This window comes from Micromonospora tulbaghiae (genome assembly GCF_900091605.1).
Lineage (GTDB): Bacteria > Actinomycetota > Actinomycetes > Mycobacteriales > Micromonosporaceae > Micromonospora > Micromonospora tulbaghiae.
The window spans coordinates 239043-263800 of the sequence record NZ_FMCQ01000005.1 but is presented as its reverse complement, the minus strand read 5'-3'; the positions used below and the strand labels follow the sequence as shown (position 1 = coordinate 263800).

General features: G+C 72.6%; 20 protein-coding genes. 7 read left to right on the top strand and 13 right to left on the bottom strand.

The annotated features are described in order from the left end of the window. Positions 1–101 precede the first annotated feature (101 nt). Positions 102–1622, top strand: a complete 1521-nt coding sequence (locus GA0070562_RS17190; RefSeq protein ID WP_091422738.1) for an ABC transporter substrate-binding protein — start codon at positions 102–104, stop codon at positions 1620–1622. Positions 1623–2434: 812 nt separating this feature from the next. On the opposite strand, the gene GA0070562_RS17185 is transcribed toward GA0070562_RS17190, so the two are convergent. The 4 genes from GA0070562_RS17185 to GA0070562_RS17170 form a co-directional block, all read right to left on the bottom strand. Next, positions 2435–3898, bottom strand: a complete 1464-nt coding sequence (locus GA0070562_RS17185; protein WP_091422735.1) for a P1 family peptidase — start codon at positions 3896–3898, stop codon at positions 2435–2437. Between the two features lie 191 nt (positions 3899–4089). After that, a complete protein-coding gene (locus GA0070562_RS17180) occupies positions 4090–4806 on the bottom strand; it encodes a FadR/GntR family transcriptional regulator (RefSeq protein ID WP_225853368.1) in 717 nt (238 codons plus the stop codon). A 154-nt stretch (positions 4807–4960) separates the two neighbouring features. Beyond that, positions 4961–5365, bottom strand: a complete 405-nt coding sequence (locus GA0070562_RS17175) for an Asp23/Gls24 family envelope stress response protein (RefSeq protein ID WP_091422729.1) — start codon at positions 5363–5365, stop codon at positions 4961–4963. A 92-nt stretch (positions 5366–5457) separates the two neighbouring features. Continuing rightward, on the bottom strand, positions 5458–7596 hold the full coding sequence (locus tag GA0070562_RS17170) for an ABC transporter permease (RefSeq protein ID WP_225853369.1): 2139 nt from the start codon (positions 7594–7596) through the stop codon (positions 5458–5460). Between the two features lie 143 nt (positions 7597–7739). Between GA0070562_RS17170 and GA0070562_RS17165 the strand changes: the two genes are divergently transcribed. Continuing rightward, positions 7740–8384: a TetR/AcrR family transcriptional regulator gene (locus GA0070562_RS17165; RefSeq protein WP_091422724.1), complete on the top strand. Its 645-nt coding sequence runs from the start codon at positions 7740–7742 to the stop codon at positions 8382–8384. A gap of 39 nt (positions 8385–8423) precedes the next feature. Here the strand turns inward: GA0070562_RS17165 and meaB are convergent, their stop codons facing one another. Next, positions 8424–9425 carry a methylmalonyl Co-A mutase-associated GTPase MeaB gene (gene meaB / locus GA0070562_RS17160; protein WP_091422721.1) on the bottom strand — a complete coding sequence of 334 codons (1002 nt, stop codon included), beginning with the start codon at positions 9423–9425 and terminating at the stop codon, positions 8424–8426. A 12-nt stretch (positions 9426–9437) separates the two neighbouring features. Then, complete coding sequence (locus tag GA0070562_RS17155) at positions 9438–10631, bottom strand: acetyl-CoA C-acetyltransferase (RefSeq protein ID WP_091422716.1); 1194 nt, start codon at positions 10629–10631, stop codon at positions 9438–9440. 62 nt (positions 10632–10693) lie between these two features. Here GA0070562_RS17155 and mce point away from each other — a divergent pair, with 62 nt between their 5' ends. The 5 genes from mce (at position 10694) to GA0070562_RS17130 (ending at position 18003) form a co-directional block, all read left to right on the top strand. Further along, the gene (gene mce, locus GA0070562_RS17150) at positions 10694–11158 is read left to right on the top strand and encodes a methylmalonyl-CoA epimerase (RefSeq protein ID WP_091422713.1); all 465 of its coding nucleotides are present in this window, start codon (positions 10694–10696) and stop codon (positions 11156–11158) included. Between the two features lie 281 nt (positions 11159–11439). After that, a complete protein-coding gene (gene ccrA, locus GA0070562_RS17145) occupies positions 11440–12795 on the top strand; it encodes a crotonyl-CoA carboxylase/reductase (protein WP_091422709.1) in 1356 nt (451 codons plus the stop codon). A 263-nt stretch (positions 12796–13058) separates the two neighbouring features. After that, positions 13059–14309 (top strand): DivIVA domain-containing protein, encoded by a 1251-nt coding sequence (locus tag GA0070562_RS17140; protein WP_091422707.1) that lies wholly within the window; start codon positions 13059–13061, stop codon positions 14307–14309. Between the two features lie 172 nt (positions 14310–14481). Continuing rightward, positions 14482–16539 (top strand): coiled-coil domain-containing protein, encoded by a 2058-nt coding sequence (locus GA0070562_RS17135; RefSeq protein ID WP_091422704.1) that lies wholly within the window; start codon positions 14482–14484, stop codon positions 16537–16539. A gap of 198 nt (positions 16540–16737) precedes the next feature. Next, complete coding sequence (locus GA0070562_RS17130) at positions 16738–18003, top strand: AI-2E family transporter (protein ID WP_091422702.1); 1266 nt, start codon at positions 16738–16740, stop codon at positions 18001–18003. Between the two features lie 4 nt (positions 18004–18007). On the opposite strand, the gene GA0070562_RS17125 is transcribed toward GA0070562_RS17130, so the two are convergent. The 7 genes from GA0070562_RS17125 to GA0070562_RS17095 all read right to left on the bottom strand — a co-directional run bounded on the left by GA0070562_RS17125 (position 18008) and on the right by GA0070562_RS17095 (position 24581). Continuing rightward, complete coding sequence (locus GA0070562_RS17125; protein ID WP_091422699.1) at positions 18008–18817, bottom strand: alpha/beta hydrolase; 810 nt, start codon at positions 18815–18817, stop codon at positions 18008–18010. Positions 18818–18884: 67 nt separating this feature from the next. Next, on the bottom strand, positions 18885–19217 hold the full coding sequence (locus GA0070562_RS17120) for a hypothetical protein (protein ID WP_091422696.1): 333 nt from the start codon (positions 19215–19217) through the stop codon (positions 18885–18887). A gap of 61 nt (positions 19218–19278) precedes the next feature. Then, positions 19279–20328, bottom strand: a complete 1050-nt coding sequence (locus GA0070562_RS17115) for a hypothetical protein (RefSeq protein ID WP_091422693.1) — start codon at positions 20326–20328, stop codon at positions 19279–19281. Next, positions 20325–20819, bottom strand: coding sequence for a SigE family RNA polymerase sigma factor (locus tag GA0070562_RS17110; protein ID WP_091422691.1), 495 nt, complete (start codon positions 20817–20819; stop codon positions 20325–20327). The genes GA0070562_RS17115 and GA0070562_RS17110 overlap by 4 nt, the downstream gene beginning before the upstream one ends. Positions 20820–20860: 41 nt before the next feature. Further along, complete coding sequence (locus tag GA0070562_RS17105) at positions 20861–22651, bottom strand: 3-hydroxyacyl-CoA dehydrogenase family protein (protein ID WP_091422688.1); 1791 nt, start codon at positions 22649–22651, stop codon at positions 20861–20863. A gap of 123 nt (positions 22652–22774) precedes the next feature. Continuing rightward, positions 22775–23839, bottom strand: coding sequence for an alpha/beta fold hydrolase (locus GA0070562_RS17100; protein ID WP_091422685.1), 1065 nt, complete (start codon positions 23837–23839; stop codon positions 22775–22777). A gap of 295 nt (positions 23840–24134) precedes the next feature. Further along, positions 24135–24581, bottom strand: a complete 447-nt coding sequence (locus GA0070562_RS17095; RefSeq protein ID WP_091422682.1) for an FHA domain-containing protein — start codon at positions 24579–24581, stop codon at positions 24135–24137. Positions 24582–24758: the final 177 nt, after the last annotated feature.

The following is a 24758-nucleotide window of genomic DNA, read 5'->3' as shown; positions in this document are numbered from 1 at the left end:
GACCCCGCTGAACTGGCCCTTTTGCATCGGGTACCACGCTCATAGTGTCCCGCCTCACAGGCTACGAGCGCCCTTGGCGTTCTTCGCGATGGGACACACGAATGAATCGGCTGAAGATAACGCTGCCCGCCGTGCTGCTCGCCACGGCGCTGGCTCTGACCGCGTGCAGTAGCGATGGTGACTCGGAGACCACCACCGGCGGCGGTGGTTCCGGCAACGGTACGGTCACCCTCGGCGCCTACCTGGAGCCGGTGAGCCTCGACCTGACCGCCGAGGCCGGCGCCGCGATCCCGCAGGTCCTGCTCTACAACGTGTACGAGGGCCTGGTGCGCCAGAACGCGGGCACCGGCGAGGTGGAGCCGCTGCTGGCCAGCGAGTGGAAGGTGTCCGACGACGGCACCAAGTACTCGTTCAAGCTCCGCGACAACGTGACCTTCCACGACGGCCAGAAGCTCACCGCGCAGGACGTGGTGTGGAGCTTCAAGCGGGTGACCGCCGAGGGCTCGACGAACCCGTTCAAGTCGCAGATGACAGTCGTGAAGACCGTCGAGGCGCCGGACGCGTCCACCGTGGACGTGACGCTGTCCCGGCCCAGCCAGAGCTGGCTGTTCGACGTCGCCGGCCGCGTCGGCGTGGTCCTCAAGGAGAACGCCACCGACCTGGGGACGAAGCCGAACGGCACCGGCCCGTTCAAGTTCGACAAGTGGAACCGCGGCGACAGCATCACGCTGGTGCGCAACGACGGCTACTGGGGTGACAAGGCGAAGGTCGCCACCGCCGTCTTCCGGTACATCACCGACGCCAACGCGCTGAACAACGCGATGCTCTCCGGTCAGCTCGACATCGTGGCGAACATCCAGGCGCCGCAGCTGCTCGAGGTGTTCAAGGGCAACAAGCAGTTCGAGGTGGTCGAGGGCAAGACGACCGGTGAGGTCGTCCTGGCCATGAACAACGGCAAGGGCCCGCTGGCCGACGTCCGGGTGCGCCAGGCCGTCCGCCACGCGATCGACCACGACGCGCTGATCAAGACCGTCTGGTCCGGGTACGGCACGAAGATCGGCAGCATGGTGCCGCCGAGCGACCCCTGGTACGAGGACCGCACCGGCGACTTCCCGCACGACCCCGCCAAGGCCAAGCAGCTGCTCGCCGAGGCCGGTCACGCAGGCGGGCTCACCCTGACCATGGACGTCCCGCCGCCCGGCTACGCCCGCGCGTCCGCGCAGTTCGTCGCCTCGCAGCTCGCCGAGGTCGGCATCAAGGTGATCCAGAACAACGTCGAGATGCCGCAGTGGCTCGACAAGGTGCTCGGCAAGGCCAACTACGACCTGTCGATCATCGCCCACGTCGAGCCGCGTGACCTGGTCCGCTACGGCCAGCCGGACTACTACTACCGCTACAAGAACCCGGCCGTCACGCAGCTCATGAACGAGGCCGACACGGCCCTGGACGCGGCGACCCGGGACAAGAAGTTCGCCGAGGCCGCGAAGGTCATCTCGCAGGAGGCCGCCAGCGACTGGCTGTTCCTGCTGCCGAACCTCGCGGTGATCCGCGACGGCGTCGAGGGCTACCCGAAGGACGCGGTGACCCAGTCCTTCGACGTCACCAAGGTGTCCAAGAAGTAACCCAGTTCCATGCTCGGAAGGACCTGGTGGGCTCCGCCCACCAGGTCCTCCCGCGTTCCCGCCCTCCCCGCTCCCCGCTCCCCGCTCCCCGCTCCCCGCTCCCCGCTCCCCGCTCCCCGCTCCCCGCTCCCCGCGATCTTGCAGTTGCGGCCCTCGGCGTGGGGGGTTCACCCCCTTTCGCCGGGGCACAAAGTGCAAGATCAACGGGTCGAGGGGATCCCGGGGAGCTGCCGTCCTGCTGGGGCGGCGCGGCGACGGCCTTCGGGGGCGAGCGAGGCGCCGTGCCGGCCCGGGGCGCACACGAGGACAGTCGAGTTGATGGCGCAGGCGTGGAGCCTTGCGTTGTCCGGACGCCGGGCCTCGACACGGGCATCGCCGAGCAGGCTCGCGTTACCCGGACGCGGGGGCGTCGACACGGGCATCTCCGAGCCGGGCTGGACAGCCCCGGGGTCCGGCGACGGCGCGGCGCAGCACCTGGCCGAGGACAGCGCGCTCCCGCTCACCTGGCCGAGGCGTCCAGCACGTCCAGCACGCACGCCCAGGAGCTGTCCTGCTCTGAGGTGTGCGGCCCGTGAACGCACCACTCCGTCGATCTTGAAGTTGTGGCGCCCAGGATGTCCCGTGAGCGAGATGCGCGGGGTGCCACAACTCCAAGATCGACGAGAAAGCCCCCGAGCGCAGCCCCGAGCGCAACAGGCGCGCTGGGCGGGCGGGCCCGGGAACGACGTGAGGCGGGCCCCGTCCGGGTGGACGGGACCCGCCTCGATCGTCACGCGCCTACGGTGCCGGCGTGAGGTGAGACAGCGGTTGTGTCAGCTGAGCCGGCCGGACGGCGCCCGGCGACGACCCCGCAGGTGCATGCCCAGCAGGCCGACAGCGAGGATGCCCGCGGCCAGCAGGCCCGTGGTCACGCCCGTGGAGAGCGTGGGGCCACCGGTGTTGCCGGAGGCGAGGACCATGCCGTTCTGCGACTCCTGCTCAGTGGTGTTGCCCGCCGGAGCGGCCTTGGGCTTCGGCTTCGGCTTGTCCTTGCCGTTGTCGGCACCGGCCGGCGCGGGGACCGGGGTCTGGGCCAGCGCCTGCGACGCCTGGGCGAAGGTCTGCGGGGTCACGTCCGGGGCGTTGCCCTGCGTACGCCACTGCTTCAGCTGCTTCATGCCCTTGCAGGCCGAGGGGTAGCGGTCGCAGTAGCTGGTGGTGTTGCCGATGCTCTCGGACGAGAGGACCGCCTTGGCGATGGCACGGGCCAGCGTGCTGGCGCCGGCGTTGAAGATGGCGTTCAGCTGACGGGTGTCGGCCGGGTCGTTGATCTGGAGCGCCTCGCCCTTGCCGGTGGACACGGCGAACACGGTGTCACCGTCGCCGAGGGTGTGGATCGGGCTGATCGCGCGGGCCATGCCGTCGTGCGCGTTGCCGGACATGCGCTGCGCGGCGGCCTTCTCCAGCGGGGCGTTGGTGGCCACCACGGCGATCGTGGTGTTGGCCGGCTGCTCGGCGGCGGCGGCCGGCGGGGTCGGCGGGTTGCACTCCTTCTTCTTGGGAGCCTTGTACCCGGCGAACTCGTCACCGATGCCGTACTTCACGCCGTACAGGGTGCAGTCGGCCGGGTCGACCGGGGAGCCGGCCGGGTTGACGATCACCATCGCGCCGACGTAGATGCCGTCGCCGAGGTGGACGCTCGCGGTGCCGACGCCGCCGCGCATGCCGCCGCCACGGGCGCCGGTGCCGCCGCCGACGCCGCCCTGACGGACCGGACCGTCCGAGGTGGCCTGCGCCGCGAGGTAACCCCACTCGGCGGAGGTACGGGCCTTCGGGTCGCCGCCGCGGCCGAGGTCGAAGATGTCCGCGGCCGGCACGATCGGGGCCACGCCTCCGGCGCCGACGCGTACGCCCTCGCCCCGGTCCTCCAGCCAACGGATGATGCCGTTGGTGGCCGACAGCCCGTACATGCTGCTGCCGCCGAGCTGGATCGCGTTGACGCCCGGGTTGGAGTTGAGCGGGCTGAGCAGGTCGGTCTCCTTGGTGGCGGGGGCGCCACCACGCTGGTCCACACTCGCCACCGACATCTGGGGCATGTAGACGACCGAGGTGCCGGTCAGGTACGGAGCGGTGTCGGACTGGACCTGACCGACCTGGATGCCGGGGACGTCGGTGATGGCGTTGTGGGCGCCCGTGGCGCCGGCGGCGGGGTTGGCCGACGCGGGCGACGCGACGAGCACGAGTCCCGGACAGACCAGGGCTGCCGCGGCGAGCGCGGCGAATCTGGACGACTTCATGCAGCTTCTCCCATGTGAAGCGGTGCGACCTCCGCCCCGATCCGGGGCGGTCGATGCATTGGGCAACTGGTGGTCCCCCGTGGTACACGACGAGATGTGGGGGAGGCTACTGGTCAGACCAGTTGAAGGGAAGAGCCTGCTCAGCTAATGGCCGACTCGGATAATCCGAGGTCAGGCCACATCAGGCGGATTCAGAGCAATACGTCCACCATCGAGCGCCGCGCCTCCGGCACGTACTCGGCGTAGTAGCGGTGCAGTTCCTCGCGGGTCAGCCGGGTGACCTCGTCGGCCTCTCCGGCACGCATCGCGTCGAGGACGCGGCGGTGGTGGGCCAGCGTGCGCTCCATCAGCGCCTCGCGGTCCGGAGCCTCGGCGAGCTTGGTGGAGATCAGGTCCAGCACCATGCTCCGGACCGCGTCGAGGCAGAGCACGAGCAACTCGTTGCCGGACAGCCGGGCGACGTGCTCGTGGAAGCGGACGTCGGCCGCGCTGAAGGCCTCGTAGCCGTCGGCCACCGCGTCCCGCATACCCGCCAGCGCCTGCTCCAGCTCGTCCAACTCGGACGGTGACGCCATCCGGGCGGCGACGGAACCCGCCGCCGACTCGATGATCATCCGGAACTGGAGGAGCTCCGCCACACCGAGCCGCCGGCTGTCCACGACCCGGGCGAACAGCTTGCGCATCGCCGAGGCGGTGGAGGCGATCACCTGCGGCCCGAGGGGGTCTCCGGGGCGGGAGCGGACCAGGCCGCTGCTCTCCAGCACGCGCAGCGCCTCACGCACCGTGGACCGGCTGACGTCGAACTGCGTCGTCAGCTCGCGCTCGCTCGGCAGCCGGTCCCCCGGCCGCAGATCCCCGGCGGCGATCCGCTCCTCGACCTGCCGGACGATCCCCTCGTACGCCCTCACGGTGCGCACTGGAGCGAACGAGACACCCTTCGGCATGGCGAACCTCCCGACGCGCGGCGGCCTCGCGCCGCTGGGAACAACGGTACGGTGCATCGACCCGTCCGGTGGTCAGCCCCCGCCCGTCGCGACGAGTACGCAGGCCGGGCGGCGCGCGTCAGGCGGTGGGCGTACCCATCGCCACGTCGTCGACCTTGATGTTGATCTCGTCGACCCGCAGGCCGTACGCCTCGACGGCGGACGCGACAGCGATGCGCACCTCGTCGGTCACCTGCGGAACCGGGTGGCCGGCCTCGATCACGAGGACCAGGTTGATCACGGCCGCGCCGTTGGTGACGTGGGCCGTGCAGCCCCGCCGGGCGTCGCCGACCTGGTCGAGCCCGACCCGGTCGAGCACCGCGTTGAAGAACCGGGCCACGTCACCGCCCAGCTCCGCCACGCCGGGCACCCCTCTGGCGGCGGCCACCGCGATCTTCTCCACCACCTCGTCGGAGACGTGCGTGGTCCCGCCCGCCACCGCGTCCGGCGTCACCTGAAGTTCCTGGGTCGCCTCGTCAGCCATGCTCTCCCACCCGTCGCACCGCCCCACGCGGTCGGCGTGGGGCGGTGCGAGCGTACTGGACGAAGGCGGTCCGCAGTGGACAGCCGCCCGGTTCAGCGCGCCCCGGCCGGCGCCGGCTCGCCGATCCCGTCCAGCCCGCCGGAGGTGCCCGGCACCGGGTGCGGCCCGCCGCCACCCGCTGCCTGCTCGCGACGCCGGAGCCACCGGTCGACGCCGAGGTTGAGCAGCAGGCCGACCGCGGCCCAGACCGCCACGACGGCCAGGTTCCGCCCGACGCCGACCCCGCCGAAGTAGATCAGCGACCGGGCCGTGTCCACAGCGGCGGGCAGCGGCAGGACGCCCTGGAGCATCCGGAAGAACTCCGGCACCATGTAGATCGACAGGCCGCCGCCGGACGCGGGCACGCCGGCCATCATCAGCACCACCATCATCGGGACGATCGCGGCGAGGCCGAAGGTACGGGTGAACACGGCGGTCACCAGCGACACGGCGAAGATGGTGAGCGCGCCGAAGCCGATCATCTCCAGGGCGTGCCCGTTGACCGCGCCGATGATCACGTCGAACAGCAGCCACAGCCAGGCGGACATGCCGATCGCCCAGCCGCCGAGGATCGGCAGGAACTGGCGCAGCCGCCGGATGTGCGGCGCCCCGCCGCGGAGCACTGCCAGCATCAGGAAGCCGGACATGATCCAGGACATGCCGACGTACAGGCTGTTGCTGCCCATCGTGTCGGTCTCGCTCAGCGGCGACACGTCGGTGACCACCAGTGGCATCTGCTGCCCGGCCGCCACCTGCTGGAACATCGCCTGGACCATGGTGTGCTGGCTGGACCCCGCGGCCGACGACGAGTACAGCACGGCCTCGCCACCGGGCGTGGACGGCAGCACGTACGCGGCGACCAGGTCACGCGCGAGGATGCGTTCCCGGGCCTCGTCCACCGATGCGGCCACCGAGATGTCGGCGACGCCGTTCAGGCCCGCCCGCAGCCCGGCGGCGGCCCGTTCGGCCTGCTCCGGGACGGCGGCGACCACCGCGACCGGGATGTCGTGGGGCTCCGGCTTGTGCATGGAGAAGCTCATCAGGCCCACCACGACGACGAGGATGCTCAGCGGGAACGCCGCGACCGTCGCATACCGGAATCGCTTGGACCGCGGCGGCCCGCCGGCGAGCGCGGGCAGCGGCGTGTCCGGGCCGTCGACCTGCGGCGCCTGCGGGATGGGCGCCCCGCCGCGCTCCTTGAGCAGGCAGAGCAGCACGGCGGCGACGATCCACGCGGCGAGCGTCAGCAGGTGGACGCCCATTCCCCGCCCGTCGAAGTAGAGCGCCGACCGCAGTGCCTCGCCGGCCGCCGGCAGGGGCAGTACGCCGTGCAGGAACTGGAAGAAACCGGGCATCGTGTGGACGGGCAGCGCCAGGTTCGACGCGGGCATGCCGAACACGACGAAGAGCAGCATCCCGAGCAGGACCGCCAGCGGCCCCATCAGCTTGGTGAACAGCAGTTGGGCGAGACCGACGGCGGCGGTGGCGAGCATGCCGACGCCGAGGAACGTGAGGTAGTGGCCGTCCACCGCGCCGACGACCGGGCCGAGGATCAGCCAGACGATCGTGCTGGTCAGCGCGGACCAGCCGGCGACCAGCGGGACGAACCGCCGCAGGCGCAGCAGGTGGGGGGTGGCCATCAGGAGCAGGCTCAGCGGCACGTAGCCGGCGAGCATCATGCCCATCGCGGCGAACAGCACGGCGATACCGGCCCGGTCCTCGTCGGGCAGCGCCGCGACCTCCTCGGTCGTGGCCGTCCACTGCTGCTGCACCGCGACCGGGGCGAGGAGCTGCTGGGCGGTGGCGGCGCCGGAGGCCCCGGCGGCCGACGCCGCGAAGATCGTCGCCTGGTCCGACCCGGCGGCCGGGAGTTGCAGCGCACCGCTGATCTCCCGGTCCCGCAGCAGTTCGACCGCGGCTTCCCGGGACGTCACCAGCCGGGCCTCGACCGGCTCTCCCGGGGTGGCGTTGAGCGCGTCCACGACGCCCTGCGCCTGGGCGCCGCTGCCGACCACCGCCACCGGCATCTGCCGGGGGTGTGGCGAGTGCATCGTCGCCATGTAGGTCGCGAACATCATCGTGACCATGAGGAACGGCATGACGAAGAGGGCGACCGAGCGGATGATCCGCTCCTTGCGGTCGGCGGCGTTCGGCTCGGCGGTCGCCGGGTCGGTGGTGGACGGCACAGGCATGCTCCGGACTGGGTTCGCGGCCGCGTCGGCGGCCAGAATGTAAGTCAACTGACTTACGCAGTGTAGGTGACGACGGCGCCGGACGGCGAAACGACTAGGTTTGGCCTGCGCCACAGTCGCGGTCCACGAGGAGAGGTGCGGTCATGGCACGGTCGGAGGCAGCCCGCGTCGCGCTGCTCGACGCGGCCGAACGCCTGTTCGCCGAGGAGGGGATCGCCCAGGTCTCCGACCGCCGGGTGGCCGAGGTGGCGGGCAACACCAACCACTCCGCGGTGCGCTACTACTTCGGCGGCCGGGAGGGCCTGCTGCGGGCCCTGATCGCCCGGCACATGGACGCCCTCGCCGAACCCCGCCGGGCGATGCCCGAGCAGCCCGACTCGGTCCTCGGCGACGTACGCAGCCTCGTGCAGCCGTCCATGGCGGTGCTCGCGAGCCTGCCCCGGCCGAGCTGGCGGGCACGTTTCCTCGCCCAGGCCCTGCACGACCCGACGCTGCGGGTGCTGATGCGCGAGGCGTTCGAGTCGGCCTTCGTCGACCTGCCGGTCCGCGCCTCACTGGCGTCGCGCCTGGCGCACCTCGATCCGGGGGTGGTGGCCGGTCGGGCGGCCCTGATCGCCCGCATCGTCATGACCGCCACCGCCGAGGTCGAGGCCCGCGCCGAACAGGACGGGCAGGACCCGCGCTGGCTGGACGTCGGGGACTTCCTCGCCGACGCCATCGCCGGCATGCTGGCGGCTCCGGTCAGCCGGCCCGGAGCCCCCAATCCGCTGACCGCCGCGGAACTCTGAGCCCGGAGGCGGGCCGACGGAACCCGGCGGCCCGACCCTTCAGGAGCCGAGCTGGGCCAGCAGCTCGTCGGCCGCCGCGTACGGGTCGATGGCGCCCTCGGCCACCTTGGCCGCGAGCGTCGGGAGCTGCGTACCGTCGCGCAGCGAGCCGATCCGGGCGCGCAGCGCGCCCAACGCGATGGCCTCGATCTCGGCGGCGGCCCGTGCCTCCCGGCGGCGGCGCAGCTCGCCGTGGCGCTCCAGCCAGTCGCGGTGCTTGTCGATCGCGGCGGCGATGTCGTCGATGCCCTCGCCGCGGGCGGCGATCGAGCGCACCACCTGCGGACGCCACTCCCCCGGCGCGCGCTCGCCGAGCGCGATCATGCCCTGGATGTCGCGGACCGTGGCGTCCGCGCCGTCCCGGTCGGCCTTGTTGACCACGAAGACGTCGGCGATCTCCAGGATGCCGGCCTTGACCGCCTGGATCGCGTCACCCATGCCCGGCGCGAGCAGCACGAGCGTGGTGTCGGCCAGCGAGGCCACCTCCACCTCGGCCTGCCCGACGCCGACGGTCTCGACGAGCACCACGTCGCAGCCCGCGCCCTCCAGCACCCGCACCGCCTGCGGCGTCGCCGCGGAGAGCCCGCCCAGGTGGCCCCGGCTGGACATCGAGCGGATGTAGACGCCCGGGTCGGTCGCGTGGTCCTGCATCCGGACCCGGTCGCCGAGGATCGCGCCGCCGGTGAACGGGCTGGACGGGTCGATCGCCAGCACGCCGACCCGGTGACCGCGCGCCCGCAGCGCCCGGACCAGCTCGTTCGTGGTGGTCGACTTGCCCACGCCGGGCGAGCCGGTCAGGCCGACCACCTGGGCGTGCCCGGCGTACGGCGCGAGGGCCGCCGCGACCTGCGGCAGCACCTCGTCGCCGGACTCGACCAGCGTGATCAGCCGGGCCACCGCGCGGGGGTCACCCGCGCGGGCCCGTTCCACCAGCATGGGTACGTCCCGGCTGCGGCGCACCGGGCCGGTGGCCGCCGCCGGGGCGTTCTGTGCATCGTTCACAGGTATCAGCAATCAGCTCTCGGCGCCGTTCGGCACGTGGATGATCAGCGCGTCGCCCTGCCCGCCACCGCCGCAGAGCGCCGCCGCGCCGGTGCCGCCGCCGCGCCGCTTCAGCTCCATCGCGAGCGTGAGTACGAGGCGGGCGCCGGACATGCCGATCGGGTGGCCGAGCGCGATCGCGCCGCCGTTGACGTTCACCTTGTCGGCGCTGATCCCGAGGTCACGGGCGGACTGGATGCCGACCGCCGCGAACGCCTCGTTGATCTCGATGAGGTCGAGGTCCTCGATGCTCAGGCCGCCCTTCTTCAGGGCGTGGTTGATCGCGTTGGACGGCTGCGAGTGCAGGGAGTTGTCCGGGCCGGCCACGTTGCCGTGCGCGCCGATCTCGGCCAGCCAGGTCAGGCCCAGCTCCTTGGCCTTCGCCTTGCTCATCACGACCACGGCGGCGGCGCCGTCGGAGATCGGCGAGGAGCTGCCGGCGGTGATGGTGCCGTCCTTGGTGAAGGCGGGACGCAGCTTTCCGAGCGACTCGGCGGTGGTGTCCGGGCGGATGCCCTCGTCCTCGCTGATCACCAGCGGGTCGCCCTTGCGCTGCGGGATGACCACCGGGGTGATCTCGTCGCCGAAGTGGCCGTTCTTCTGCGCGGCGGCGGCGCGCTGGTGGCTGGCCGCGGAGAACGCGTCCTGCTCCTCGCGGGTGATGCCGTGCTTCGCGCCGTGCCGCTCGGTGGACTCGCCCATCGAGCAGCAGTCCCAGGCGTCGGTGAGGCCGTCGAGAGCCATGTGGTCCTTGACCGTCACGTCGCCGTACTTGTAGCCGGAGCGTTGGCCGAGCAGCAGGTGCGGGGCGTTGGTCATGGACTCCATGCCGCCGGCCACCACGACGTCGAACTCACCGGCCCGGATGAGCTGGTCGGCGAGCGCGATCGCGTCCAGCCCGGAGAGGCAGACCTTGTTGATGGTCAGCGCCGGGGTGGACATCGGGATGCCGGCCTCGACGGCCGCCTGCCGGGCCGGGATCTGCCCGGCGCCGGCCTGGAGCACCTGGCCCATGATCACGTACTGGACCTGCTCGGGCGCGACGCCGGCGCGCTCCAGGGCCGCCTTGATCGCGATGCCACCGAGCCTGGTCGCGGGGAGGTCCTTGAGGTTGCCCAGCAGGCGCCCCATGGGGGTCCGCGCGCCGCTGACGATCACCGAAGCCATTGCCTGCCTCCGAGGGGGTGCCGACCTGTACGCCTTAACGATTGTTCGGTCAGACTAGCGTCATGGCTGAGAACTCCCCCGTCGAGCCCGCTGCCGAGTTTGTCACAGACATCGGCCTGCGCCGCATCGACCACGTCGGGATCGCCGTGGCCGACCTGGACGCCGCGATCGACTTCTACCAGCGCACGTTCGGGATGCGCTGCGTGCACACCGAGACCAACGCCGAGCAGGGCGTACGCGAGGCGATGCTCGCGGTCGGGCCGGACGCCTCCGGCGGCATGGTGCAGCTGCTCGCCCCGCTCTCGCCGGACACCACGATCGGCAAGTTCCTGGACAAGCGCGGGCCGGGCATCCAGCAGGTCGCGTACACGGTGGCGGACATCGACGTGGCCTGCGCGGCGCTGCGCGAGCGCGGCGTACGGCTGCTCTACGACGCGCCCCGGCGCGGAACCTCGAACTCCCGGGTCAACTTCGTGCACCCCAAGGACGCCGGCGGCGTGCTGATCGAGCTGGTCCAGCCGGCCTGACGTGCGTGGAGGGGGTCGGTCACGGCCCCCTCCCGGCATGTGGGAACGCGCGCGGCAGTGCGCGCTTGCACGTTCCCACGGACACCTCCACGCATCGGTCGATGCAGTTTTTCACAGAGGGCTTCCCGCTTTAGCTACCGTTCAGTAACGTCCGCCCGAACAGCAGCGGCGACCGGTTGCCGAATGTGTCGATTGCCGACATGGCGGTCCCGTCGCACCGGCGCCGACGATGGCAGCACCCCTGCCCGCGTCGTGCGGGTGTGGACTAACGGGAGGTCACCGTGCAGGACATCCTCGAAGCGATCATGGCGGCGGAGGGTTCGTCGCAGCCGGAGCGGGAGCTCGCCGGCCTCGCCGCCCTGCCCGTGCCGGAGAGCTACCGGGGCGTGGTGGTGCGTGCCGAGGACACCCGCATGTTCGAGGGCATGGCCACCCGCGACAAGGACCCGCGCAAGGCGCTGCACGTGCAGGAGGTCCCCACCCCCGAGCTGGGCCCGGGTGAGGCCCTGGTCGCAGTGATGGCCAGCGCGATCAACTACAACACGGTGTGGACGAGCATCTTCGAGCCGCTGCCCACCTTCAAGTTCCTCCAGCGCTACGGCCGGCTCTCCGAGCTGACCCGCCGCCACGACCTGCCGTACCACGTGGTCGGCTCGGACGCCGCCGGCGTCGTGCTGCGCACCGGGCCGGGCGTGACCAAGTGGAAGGCCGGCGACGAGGTGGTCGCGCACTGCCTGTCGGTCGAGCTGGAGGACTCCGCCGGCCACGACGACACCATGCTCGACCCGCAACAGCGGATCTGGGGCTTCGAGACCAACTTCGGCGGCCTGGCCGAGCTGGCGGTGGTCAAGGCCAACCAGCTGATGCCGAAGCCGCGCCACCTGAGCTGGGAGGAGGCGGCCAGCCCCGGGCTGGTCAACTCCACCGCGTACCGGCAGCTCGTCTCGCACCACGGCGCGAACATGAAGCAGGGCGACGTGGTGCTGATCTGGGGCGCCTCCGGCGGCCTCGGCGGCTACGCCACCCAGATGGCGCTCAACGGCGGCGCGATCCCGGTCTGCGTGGTCTCCTCCCCGGAGAAGGCCGAGCTGTGCCGCAAGATGGGCGCCGAGCTGGTCATCGACCGCACCGCCGAGGGGTTCAAGTTCTGGTCCGACGAGCAGACCCAGGACCAGAACGAGTGGCGCCGCTTCGGTGAGCGCATCCGCGAGCTGACCGGCGGCGAGGACCCGGACATCGTCTTCGAGCACCCGGGCCGGGAGACGTTCGGCGCCAGCGTCTACGTCGCCAAGAAGGGCGGCACGATCGTCACCTGCGCCTCCACCAGCGGCTACATGCACCAGTACGACAACCGCTACCTGTGGATGCACCTCAAGCGGATCGTCGGCAGCCACTTCGCCAACTACCACGAGGCGTGGCAGGCCAACCGGCTGGTCGCGCTCGGCAAGGTGCACCCGACCGTGTCGAAGACGTACGCGCTGGAGCAGACCGGCCAGGCCGCGTACGAGGTGCACCGCAACGCGCACCAGGGCAAGGTCGGCGTGCGGTGCCTCGCCCCCGCCGACGGGCTCGGCGTCCGGGACGTCGAGATGCGTTCGCGGCACGAAAGCGCCATCAACCGGTTCCGCGGTCACTGACCGTACGGTCGTACCGGATTGCCTTTCCGGTCGATCCGGGCACCATTCGACTGACGTACGCAACAAAGGGCCGCGGGTTCCGACCCGCGGCCCTTTTCGCGCCACCTTCCCCGGGACGCCCCACTCGACCGACCCGCGCGGGAGCTGCCAAGATCGCCGATTGGTCCGGTCCAGGCGGCCAGCGGAGTTGACCATGTAAACAGGACGCGAAAGCTGCCGACCACTCTTGCGAACCACCCTGGGGCGTCTGCCACTATGTCCCAATGCCCCAGCAGCAGTCCTCCCCTCTTGCGTTCTTCGATAACGCGAACTCACAGCCAGATTTCACCGTCGGCCTGCGTGGTTACAACACCAACCAGGTCGACGACTTCATCGGCCGCCTCAGCGCCGCCCTGAGCCAGTCCGAGCAGGCCCGCGCCGAGGCCGAGCAGCGGATGAACGACGCGCAGCGCCGCCTGCGGCAGGCCGAGCAGCGCCAGAGCGCGCTGGAGCAGAAGCTCACCGAGACCAACAAGCAGCTCGAGGAGAACAGCCGGCCGACCCTGTCCGGCCTGGGCACTCGCGTCGAGCAGATCCTGCGGCTGGCCGAGGAGCAGGCGAACGACCACCGCAACGAGGCCAAGCGCGAGTCGGAGGGCATCCTCTCCGCCGCCCGCCTCGAGGCGCGTGAGATCACCGACAAGGCGCGCGCCGAGGCCGCGGCCATGAAGGCGACCGCCGAGCGTGAGGCCGGCAGCGTCCGCACCGCCGCCGAGCGCGAGGCCGCCGAGGTCCGGGTGCAGGCCCGCCGCGAGGCCGACACGCTGCGCGCCGACGCCGACCGCGAGACCAAGCAGCTGCGTACGGTCACCGCGCACGAGGTGGCCGAGCTGAAGTCGACCGTCGAGCGCGAGGTCGCCACGCTGCGCGCCACCGCCGAGCGGGAGATCACCCAGCAGCGGGCCAAGGCCGCCCGGGAGGCCGAGGAGAAGCGGGCCGAGGCGACCAAGCTGCTCACCGACGCGCGCGACAAGCGCGACAAGGACCTCCAGGCCCTGGAGCTGCAGCTCGCCGAGCGGCGGGAGAAGGCCGAGCGCGAGGAGTCGGAGCGGCACGCCGCCCAGGTCACGCAGACCCAGAAGCTGGTCAACGAGGCCGAGCAGCGGGCCCGTGCCGCCCAGGAGCGGGCCAAGGAGATCGAGCAGCGGGCCGAGGCCCGGCGGGTCGAGTCCGAGCGCACCGCCAACGACACCGTCGACAAGGCCAAGGCGCTCGCCGACAAGACGCTCAACGAGGCGCGCGCCGAGGCGCAGCGGGTGCTCAACGAGGCCCGCACCGAGGCCGAGCTGACCACGCAGGCGGCCCGCCGCGAGGTCGAGGACCTCACCCGCCAGAAGGACGCGGTCACCTCGCAGCTCGGGCAGATGCTGTCCGGCCTGGCCGGCATCGTGCCGGGCGTGCCGGCCGGCGCCAAGGCCGAGACGCCGAAGGCGGACGCCTCCGGGCAGAAGGTGACGGCCGAGTCGGCCGGCTGATCGAAACACCCGCTGTCGGGGGCATGAGCCACGGCGCGGGGTGACGCCGGGTGACCGGTGTCGCCCCGCGCCGTCATGCTTGTGCGGCCCGTTTCGCCAGGAGGGTGAAGTAGCTCCCAGAAGGGGCGTCCGTATCGCCCCAGCAGAGCCGGATGCGTGTGAGGATGGGGGCATGTCGCACGGCGAGGAACTGTTCGCGCTCGGCGGGGACGTGACGACGGAGCCCAGCTTCGAGTCCGCCCTGCGGGGGTACGAGAAACGGCAGGTCGACCGCTACGTCGCTCGCGCGGAGCACGAGATCGCGGCGTTGACCACCGAGCGGGAACAGGCGTACACCCAGATCCACAAGCTGGCCGGTCAGGTCGAGGTGCTCCAGCGCGACCTGGCCCAGGTGCGCAAGCAGGCGGCGGTGGTGGACCGGGCGTCGTTCCGGCACCTGGGTCCGCGCGTCGAGCAGATCCTCACCATGGCCGAGGAACAGGCCGACGAGATCCTCGGCGCCGCCAACGAGGAGATCGAGGCCCGCCGCGCCGCCGCCGAGCACATCGTCGAGGAGGCCCGGGAGCAGGCCGCCCAGGCGCTCAAGGACTTCGAGATCGCGCTGGCCGCCCGCCGGGCCGAGGAGGAGCGGCACACCGCCGCCCGCAAGGCCGAGGCCGAGGCCACGCTCAAGGCCGCCAAGGACGAGTCCGCGCAGCTGCGCAAGGCCGCGCAGGACGAGTCGACGAAGCTGCGGACGGCAGCACAGGACGAGGCCGAGAAGCTGCGCCGGACCGCCCAGGACGCACTGGCGAAGGCACAACAGGAGGCCACCCAGCTCCGCGACACGGCCAAGGAGATCCACGCCCGGGCCCAGCAGGAGGCCGCGCGGCTGCGCGAGGCGGCCAAGGAGGCGCTGGCCAAGGCCCAGCAGGAGGCGAGCCAGCTCCGCGAGGCCGCCAAGGAGGTGCACGCCAAGGGCCAGCAGGAGGCCAAGCGGCTCACCGACGCCGCCGCCGAGGCCGGCCGGGCCACACACGCCAAGGCGCTGGCCGAGGCCAAGAAGATCGTGGACGACGCGGAGGAGGCCGCCAAGGCCACCCGCGGCCGGGCCCGCACCGAGGCCAACCGGCTCACCACCGAGGCCGCCGAGGCCGGCAAGCGCAACCGCGCCGAGGTCGAGGCGTACGTGCAGCGCATGCGCACCGAGACCGAGGCGTACGTGCAGCAGTCCCGCGCGCAGACCCAGCAGGAGCTGGGCGCGTGGCGGGCCGGGGTGGAGAAGGAGGTCGCCGAGCGGCGGGACGGCGCGGAGAAGGAGCTGGCCCAGCGCCGGGCCGCCGCCGAGCAGGAGTTCGCCAAGCGCCGCGACGAGCTGGACAACCAGCACGCCAAGCGGCAGGAGGAGCTGGAGCAGGCGTACGCCACGCGGCGCGACGAGATCGAGCGCACCGCCGCCGACGTCCGGCAGGCCGCCGAGGCCGACGCGCTGGGCATGCGGCAGCAGGCCGAGCTGGAGGCCGCCGAGCTGCTGCGCCGCGCCGAGGCGGACGCCACCGCGCAGCGCCGCAAGGCCGACGAGCACGTCGCGGCCTCGCGCCGCCAGTTCGAGGAGTACGCGGCCACCACCCAGCAGCATCTCGCCACCACGCAGCAGCACCTGGCCGCCACCCAGCAGGAGGTGGCCGCCGGCCGGCAGCAGCTCGCCGGGGTGATGCTGGAGATCGCCAAGGCCCAGCAGGAGCTGGCCGACCTGCGTACCGAGACCTGGAAGTCGCGGCAGGAGTCCGACGACCTGCAACGACGGCTCGCCGATCAGCGGCGTGACGCCGACTCGGCCGGGATCGCGGCCACCCCGGTCGACCCGGGCGACCTCGCCACCGCCGCCTCCGGGCGGGCCGGCGACGACGGCGGCGAGCCCGCCGACATCCCGGTCGGCAGCGGTGCGCCGGTGGCCGCGAAGGGCGCCGCCACGACGGCCCCCGACGGCGCCGGACCGGCGAAGGGCGACGGCGAGCCGGCCGAGGCGGGCAAGGCGAAGCCGGTCGGTGAGCCGGTGACCACGATGGACTCCCCCGCCGGCGCGGGCGTCGACGGGGAGCCCACTGTCGCAGCCGTACCGGGCGAGGGTGGCCGGGGCGCCACCCCGACGAAGATCACCAGCACCGGCGAGAACGGCAAGCGCCCGACCAAGCCGACCACCGACGAGCGCAGCGCGAAGCCCAGCACCGTCACCGTCGACAAGGACTGACCCCCATCGCCGGGCGCTTCCGCGTCCCGGCGGTGTGGCGTGCCCGTCCTCGGCGGACGCCACCGGCCCGACGGAGCGTGGCAGTGGGATGGCTCGCGCGTGCGGCGGCGACTACCCTGCGGGCAGGGGTCCGCACGCCGGCAGGCGCGGGCCGTGGACGTCTACCCCGGCGCGGGCCGGGGCTGCGGGGAGGCACGGGTGTCGCAGGAGGGCTCCGCCGCCCGGGACGACGAGGCCGCCTCGTCAGTGGACGGGGACGCCTCCCGTTCCCCCGCCGAAGACGCGCGGCCCCGAGACGCCGACGCTGCCGACCCGGCCGAGGCGAACGCGGGCACCGGCGCCACGAAGAGCGCCCGGACCGCCACGGAAAGCCGGGCGGTCGCCGCGGATGTCGAGCCGGGTGAGTTCGAGCCGAGCGGGCGCTTCGGCGTACCGGGGCGGCCGCTGCGGCGCAGCGCCTTCCTGATCGGGTTCACCGGCGCGCTCGGCGTGCTGCTGGCGTACGCGCTGTTCCTGGGCATCCGCAACGCCGCCGGCATCCTGGTGCTCGTGGTGATCGCGCTGTTCCTCGCGGTCGGCCTGCACCCGGCGGTGGTCCGGCTGTGCAAGTGGGGCGTGCCGCGCGGCCTGGCCGTGGCGGTGGTGACCCTCACCCTGCTGCTGCTGATCGTCGCCGGTCTGCTGGCGCTGGTGCCGCCGGTGGTGACCCAGTCCGGCCAGTTCATCCAACAGCTACCCGGCTACGTCGAGGAGCTGCGCCGCAATCCCACTGTCAACGACCTCGTCATCCGGTACGACGTGATGGAGCGGGTCCAGGCGGCGGCGAACGCGGACACGGTCGGGCGGGCGCTCGGCGGTGTCCTCGGCGGCGCGCAACTGATCTTCGGGACGATCTTCCGCCTGCTCACCGTGCTGGTGCTGACGATCTACTTCCTGGCGTACTTCGACAAGCTGCGCGAACTCGGGTACGCGCTGGTGCCGCGCTCGCGCCGGCAGCGGGTCCGGCTGATCGGCGACGAGATCCTCACCCGGGTCGGCGCGTACATGGTCGGCGCACTGGCCATCGCGGTGCTGGCCGGGGTGAGCACGTTCGTGTTCGCGCTGGCGGTCGGCCTGCCGTACCCGTTCGCCCTCGCCGTGGTGGTCGCGGTGACCGACCTGATCCCGCAGATCGGCGCGACGCTCGGCGCGGTGGTGGTGACGCTCGTCGGGCTCGCCACAGACCTGCCCGTGGGCATCGCCTGCCTGGTGTTCTTCGTGCTCTACCAGCAGGTGGAGAACTACCTGATCTATCCGAAGGTCATGCGCCGGGCGGTGTCGGTCAACGAGGTGGCCGCGTTGCTCGCCGCGCTGCTCGGAGTGGCGCTGCTGGGCGTGGTGGGCGCGCTCATCGCGATCCCCACCGTCGCCGCGTTGCAGCTGATCCTGCGCGAGGTGGTGCTACCCCGCCAGGACGCCCGCTGAGCCGTTACTCGGCGCTCCGCTGGGCCGGGCCGGGCACCGGGGTGTCCGCGAACGCGGCGACGGTGCGGTCGGCGTACGCGCTGGCGTCGCCGGTCTCCATCGGGCCGTCCCAGGTCGTCGGCAACGGCAGCGGTACGCCGGGGGCGACCCGCCGGACGATCTCGTCCAGCACCTTCTCCGCGTCGCCGACCCAGAGGTGCTTGGCACCGTCCACGCCCACCACCTCGGCCTGCGGCACGGCGGCGAACCGCTCCCGGGCCTCCTCCGGGCGCAGGTAGTCGTCGAACTCGGGAACCAGGGCGGTCAGCGGCTTGCCCGTCTCGGCCCAGACCGCCAGGTCCTCCGGCGCGGAGTAGCGCAGCGGCGGGGAGAGCAGGATCGCGCCCGCCACCGCCGGGTCGCAGCCGTACTTGAGCGCCAGGTCGGTGCCGAACGACCAGCCGACGAGCCACATGTTCGGCAGCTCGTGGAACTCGGCGTACTCGATCGCGGCGGCCACGTCGAACTTCTCGCCGACCGCGCCGTCGAACGCACCCTCGCTGGTGCCGCGGACGCTGGTGGTGCCCCGCGTGTTGAACCGGAGCACCGCGAGGCCGGCCAGCGCGGGCAGCCGCCAGGCCGCCTTGCGGAACACGTGGCTGTCCATCATCCCGCCGTGGGTGGGCAGCGGATGCAGGCAGACCAGCGTGGCGGCCGGTTCGCGGTCCAGCGGCCGGGCCAGCTCGCCGACGAGCGTCAACCCGTCGGCCGTGTGCAGCTCGATGTCCTCCCGGCGGCCGGGCAGGATCGACGACGCGCGAATCGGAGTGCTCACGCCTGCCAGTCTCCCGCGTCGGCGGCCCCGCCGCCCAGTGGGACGGGAACCGGGTGATCCAGATCGCTCAGCCGTAGCGCGGGGCGCCCCGGCCGCGCTGGAGGTTCGGTCCGCGCCGGTCACGGGCCCGCCAGCAGCCGGAGTGCCAGTGCCTGCGGTCGGTCAGGTCACCCCGGTCGTCGGCCGGCCAGGCCACCAAGTGCGCCACGCCCGGGCGGATCTCCTGGTCACAGCCGGGACAGCGGTACGTCTTGACTGATGCGCCGCCGCTGATCGCGCGTACCTGCCAGTCGCCGTCGCGCCACTGCTGCACGGTCGGCACGCCGTGGCGGGCACGCTCGGCGTCCAGGCCGGGGCCTTCTTCCCGGCGAGGGCGGTTGCGACGGGGGCTCACGGTCACCAAGCGTACGGTCCGCCGGCCGGACCGGCCCGAGTCGGGCGGCCGGCCGGCGGACGAGCGCTCAGTCCCAGGTCTCCGGGCGGGTCGGGTCCGGCGCAACCTGGACGCCGCCCAGCACGAGCGCCGCGTCAAGTTTGTCGAACCCCTGCTCCGGCCAGCCGTAATCGGCGAGCAGGCGCGACTTCGGCACGCCCAGCAGCTCGATCCGGTCCTGTGCCGAGTAGAGGTGGGCGGGACGCCCGCCGATCGTCATGTTGCGGTCCACGGTTTGTGGCGAGATCTCGGCCGCGTACTGGTAGGAGACGCTCATCTGGTGGTTGTCGGCACGGGCGATGTTGAACCGGGCGGTCACCAGCCGCGGGAAGCCGGTCACGTTGACCCGGCAGCTGGCGACCCGGGCGCCGTCCGGCACGGTCGTGACGCGGACCGGAGCACCACAGCGGCGCGCCTCGGTCAGCCGCAACGCCTCGGCCGCGACGGTCAGCGCCGTGTCCTGTTGCGCCGACACGCTGGCCCGCGCGTACAACCCGGGCACCGGTCGCCACTGCCGGACCTGGATCGGCATCCCGTCGACGGTCAGCGTGCTGGTCCGGCCGTCGAACGCCGCCTCCTCGGCGAGCGCAGCGACCTCGAACGGCACCCCCTCGGCGCTGGCATCCCGCAGCGTCTGCGACGAGCGCGCCAGCTCGACGGTGACCTTCCGCCCGTCGCCGACGTCCAGCCCGACGGTCTCCCGGCCCTGCGACGCCTCCCAGCTCAGGTAGCGGACCCGGGTGGTGTCGACGCCGAAGTGCAGCACCCCGGCGTCGGTGCCGACGACCTCCGGCGCGGCCGCCGCGCCCGGCGCGGCCCGCATCAGCGGTGGCGCTGCCCCATCCGGCACGGCCGGGGCGGCCGGGCCGGTGAGCGGCCGGTCCACGCCCGGCAGGCCCGGAACGACGGTGAGGCCGCCGAGCAGCGCGACCAGGGCGAGACCACCGAACACGGCCCGGCGACGGCGTAGCCGACGGCGGCCACCCGTCACGGCCCCGGCGGTCAGCCGGTCGATGTCCACGGCGCCCTCGGCGTGCTCCCGCAACACTGAGGCGATCCGCTGGTCGAGGTCGGTCACGGCCGGCTCCCCTTGGTCATCGGGACGCCGCAGCGCTCCCGGAGGTGGGCGAGCGCCCGCATCGCGTGGGTGCGGACGGTGACCGGGGAGCAGTCGAGGATCTGGGCGATCGTGGCGTCGTCCAGATCCTCGTAGTAGCGCAGCACAAGCACGGCGCGCTGACGGTCCGGGAGGGCGCGGATCAGCCGCCACATCTCGTCCCGATCGGCCGCCTCGCCGCCGAGGTCGCCACGCTCGGGCCGGTCGGCGAACGTGTCCACCGCCAGCTCGCGGCTGGACCGCCGCCGCCACCAGGACGTGTTCGCGTTGACGAGCATCCGCCGCACGTACACGTCGGGCCGGTCGGCGCGGGCGATCTTCCGCCAGTGCACGTACGCGCGCGCCAGCACGTCCTGCGTCAGGTCCTCGGCCCGGTGCGCGTCACCGGTCAGCAGCCGGGCCAGACGCAACAGAGCCGGGCCGCGGCTGCCGACGTACTCCTCGAAGGTCACACCTCGAAGACGCCGTCACCGGGCCCGGCTGTTGACAGCGGTCAGCGCCGGGTGTGGTCGCGGAAGCCGCGGCCGGTCTTGCGGCCCAGGTAGCCGGCCGTGACCAGGTGCTCCAGCAGCGGCGCCGGGGCGAATCCGGGCTCGCGCAGCTCCAGGTACAGCTCCCGCTGGATGGCCAGCGAGACGTCCAGGCCGACCACGTCCAGCAGCTCGAACGGGCCCATCGGGTAGCCGCAGCCGAGCTTCATCGCGTAGTCGATGTCGTCGGCGGTCGAGTAGCTGGCCTCCAGCATCTTCACCGCGTCGTTCAGGTACGGGAACAGCAGCGCGTTGACGATGAACCCGGACCGGTCGCCGCAGACGACGCCGGTCTTGCCGAGCTTCGCGCAGACCGCGCGGGCGGTGGCCGACGTCTCGGCGGAGGTACGGATGGTCTGCACGATCTCCACCAGCGGCATGATCGGCGCCGGGTTGAAGAAGTGCAGGCCGACCACGTCGGCCGGGCGCTGGGTCGCCATCGCCACGTCGATCACCGGCAGCGACGAGGTGGTGGTGGCGAGCACGACGCCGGGCTTGCAGATCTCGTCGAGGCTGGCGAACAGCGCCTTCTTGACGCTCAACTCCTCGATCACGGCCTCGACCACCAGGTCGACGTCGGCCAGGTGCTCCAGCGTCGCGGACCAGGTGATCCGGCCGAGCGCCTCGTCCCGGTCGGTCTCGCTGAGCTTGCCCCGCACCACGCCCTTGTTGAGCGAGGTCTTGACCGCCTCGCAGACCTTCGCGGACTTCTCCGCGCCCCGGGTCACCGAGACGACCTCGTACCCGGCCTTGGCGAACACCTCGATGATGCCGGTGGCCATGGTGCCGGAGCCGACCACGCCGACCTTCGCCATGGCGCGGGCGCCGTCGGCGAGCGCGGCGTCCGCGGCGAGCGGCGTGTACTCGTCGGGTACGACCTTCGGCGAGCCCGGCCGCTCGTAGGTGTAGAAGCCGCGACCCGACTTCCGGCCCAGCAGACCGGCGGTGACCATCTGCTTGAGCAGCGGGGCCGGGGCGTGCCGGCGGTCCCGGCCGCCGCGCCGGTACATCGTGTCGAGGATCTCGTACGCGGTGTCCAGGCCGATCAGGTCCATCAGCGCGAGCGGGCCCATCGGCAGGCCGCAGCCGAGCTTCATGGCGGCGTCGATGTCCTCGCGGGTGGCGTAGCGGGCCTCGAACATGCCGACCGCGTGGTTCAGGTAGCCGAACAGCAGCGCGTTGGCGATGAAGCCGGCCCGGTCGCTGATCGTCACGTCGACCTTGCCGAGCCGCTCGCAGAGCGCTTCCACGTCGGCGACCACGTCGGCGGAGGTGACCACCGTGCGGACCACCTCGACCAGCTTCATCACCGGGGCCGGGTTGAAGAAGTGGATGCCGATGACCTGGTTGGGCCGGGTGGTGGCGACGGAGATCTCGGTGACGCTCAGCGAGGACGTGTTGGTGGCGAGGATCGCCTCGGGCTTGCAGATCCGGTCCAGCTCGGCGAAGATCCGCTGCTTGAGGTCCAGGTGCTCGGGCACCGCCTCGATCACCAGGTCCACGTCGTGCAGCGCGTCCAGCCCGACCCGGAAGTCGACGCGGGCCAGCAGGGCGTCCCGCTCGGCCTCGGCGAGCTTGCCCTTGGCGACGGCCCGGTCCGTGGAGCCGGTGAGCGTGGCCCGGCCGCGCTCCAGCGCCCCGTCGGAGATCTCGACGGCTGTGACGTCGACGCCGTTGCGGGCGAACACCTCGACGATGCCGGCACCCATGGTGCCCAGACCCACCACGCCCACCCTGGTGAACTCCCGCGCCACGACCGGCCTCCCCTGGCTCGACTCCGCCGTTCGCGACATGAACGGCCGCTAAGGTTATGCGCCGGAGTCTGCCACGTGACGCTGTGTTGTCGAGACGCCGTGGGATATTTCACGCACCGCGCCTCAGCCGGTGGCGTTCTCCCCGGCCAGCGCCAGCAGTTCGGCGACGAACTCCGCCGGCCGCTCCAGGTGCGGGCTGTGCCCGCAGCCGGGCAGCACCACCTCCCGGTACGTCCCGCCGGCCGCCGCGTACCGCTCCAGCACCTCGCGGGTCTGCCCCACCATCGGCTGCGGCGGGCACTCCCCGGCGCCGGGCCAGCCGGGCACCACACCGAGCTGACCGAGGTACGCCAGGTCGAACAGCGAGGTGTCCGAGACGATCACGTCGGCGTCGCCGCGTACCCAGGTCACCGGCGGCTTGCCCGGCACGGCGACCAGCTCGTCGGCGAGCCGGAAGTGGGCCGGGGCGAGCGCGTTGAGCACGCCGCGCCGCCCGGCCGCGGTCCCCGGCCAGTGCGGCGAGGCGACAGCGGTGCCCGGGTAGTTGTCGTCCCCCGTGACGGTGGTCAGCATGCTCTCCAGCAGCAGGTCCTCGTCGTCGCCGAGCGACGCCGGGTCGGCCACGTACGCGGCACGCAGCACCGCCCGCGGGCTGGTCGGGCCGTCCGCGCCCCGGTCACCGGCGGCGAGCCGGGCCACGAAGTCGGGGTTCGCGCCACCGGCGCCGGTGCCCGCGAAGTCGGGCGTGGTGGGGGTGCCGTCGAGGTCCCGGGTACCGCCGAAGCCGTACGGGGACACCGGCGCCTCCAGCAGCAGCCCGGCCAACCGCGCGGGGTGGCCGACGAGCAGCCGCATCGCCACCCCGCCGCCCAGCGAGTGCCCGGCCACCACCGGCCGGGCGCCGGGCGGGAACAGCCCGGGGGCGTCCAGCAGCGCGGCCACGTCGTCGGCGAAGTCGTCCAGCCCTCGGGTGGCGTCGACCGGCGCGCTGTCGGTCTCGCCGTAGCCGCGCAGGTCGGGGGCGACCACCCGCAGCGTGTCCGGCAGCCGGGCCAGCAACGGTTCCCAGAACGCGGAGGAGGAGACGTTGCCGTGCACCAGCAGCACCGGCACGCCGTCCGGTGGGCCGGCCACGCGGACCGCCTGGGTGATGCCGTTGGCCTGGACAGTGAGCCGTGCGCTGCGCATCCGCGCATGCTGGCACGCGCCCCCACCCCCGCACCATGTGCCCCACGGCCACACCGCCCACCCCAAACGTGGCGCACACCCCCCGCCTCGCGGACCGCACGCACGCACCACCCCTCTTTGCGCGTCGATCATGAAGTTGGCGGCGACAAACCGGACGCAGAACGCCACCAACTTCATGATCGACCGGGCCCGGCGCCACCCCGCCCGGTCCACCGTCCACCGGCCCCGCCGACGGCGGCGGGTGGCGGGTGGCGGGGCGCGCGGGCTGAGCGCGCGGGCCGGCGGGTGCGGAGGTCTAGCGGGCGTCGGCCGGCTGGGCCTCGCGCGCCTCGATCGGCTGACGCGGCCCGGGGACGGGCAGCGGCAGGGTGGGACGCTGGTCGCGGCGCATCGCGCCGAAGCTCATCCCGACCGGGTCGGTCCGGGCCACGCCCGGGTCGTAGAGGCGCAGGTCGGTGCGGCCCAAGCGGACCACGTCGCCGTCGGCGATCGCCACGCTGCCGGTGACCCGGGTGTCGTTGAGCCAGGTGCCGTTGGTCGAGCCGAGGTCGGTGAGCATCACCCCTTCCGGGGTGGCCCGGACGGTGGCGTGCCGGCGGCTCAGGTGCGGGTCGGCGAGCACGATGTCGGCAGTCGGCGCGCGGCCGATCACCTGCGCGTCCTGGCCGACCCGGAACGTGAGCCCTCGCATCGCCCCGCCGGACACCGTCAGCAACGGCATCAGCTCAGGATGCTCCTCCATGGACAGTCGACCTCCACCCCACATCGCCCCGCGGCGTCAGCCTGCCACCTCACCGTAGTGGCTTGCACCACCGCGCGGTCACCCCCGCGACCCCGGCCGGTCATCTCCCGTTCGCCGTTTCGGACGGCATCTCCGTCGATGCGCCGGCTGATCGTCCGCGCAGCGTACGGCGCGTTC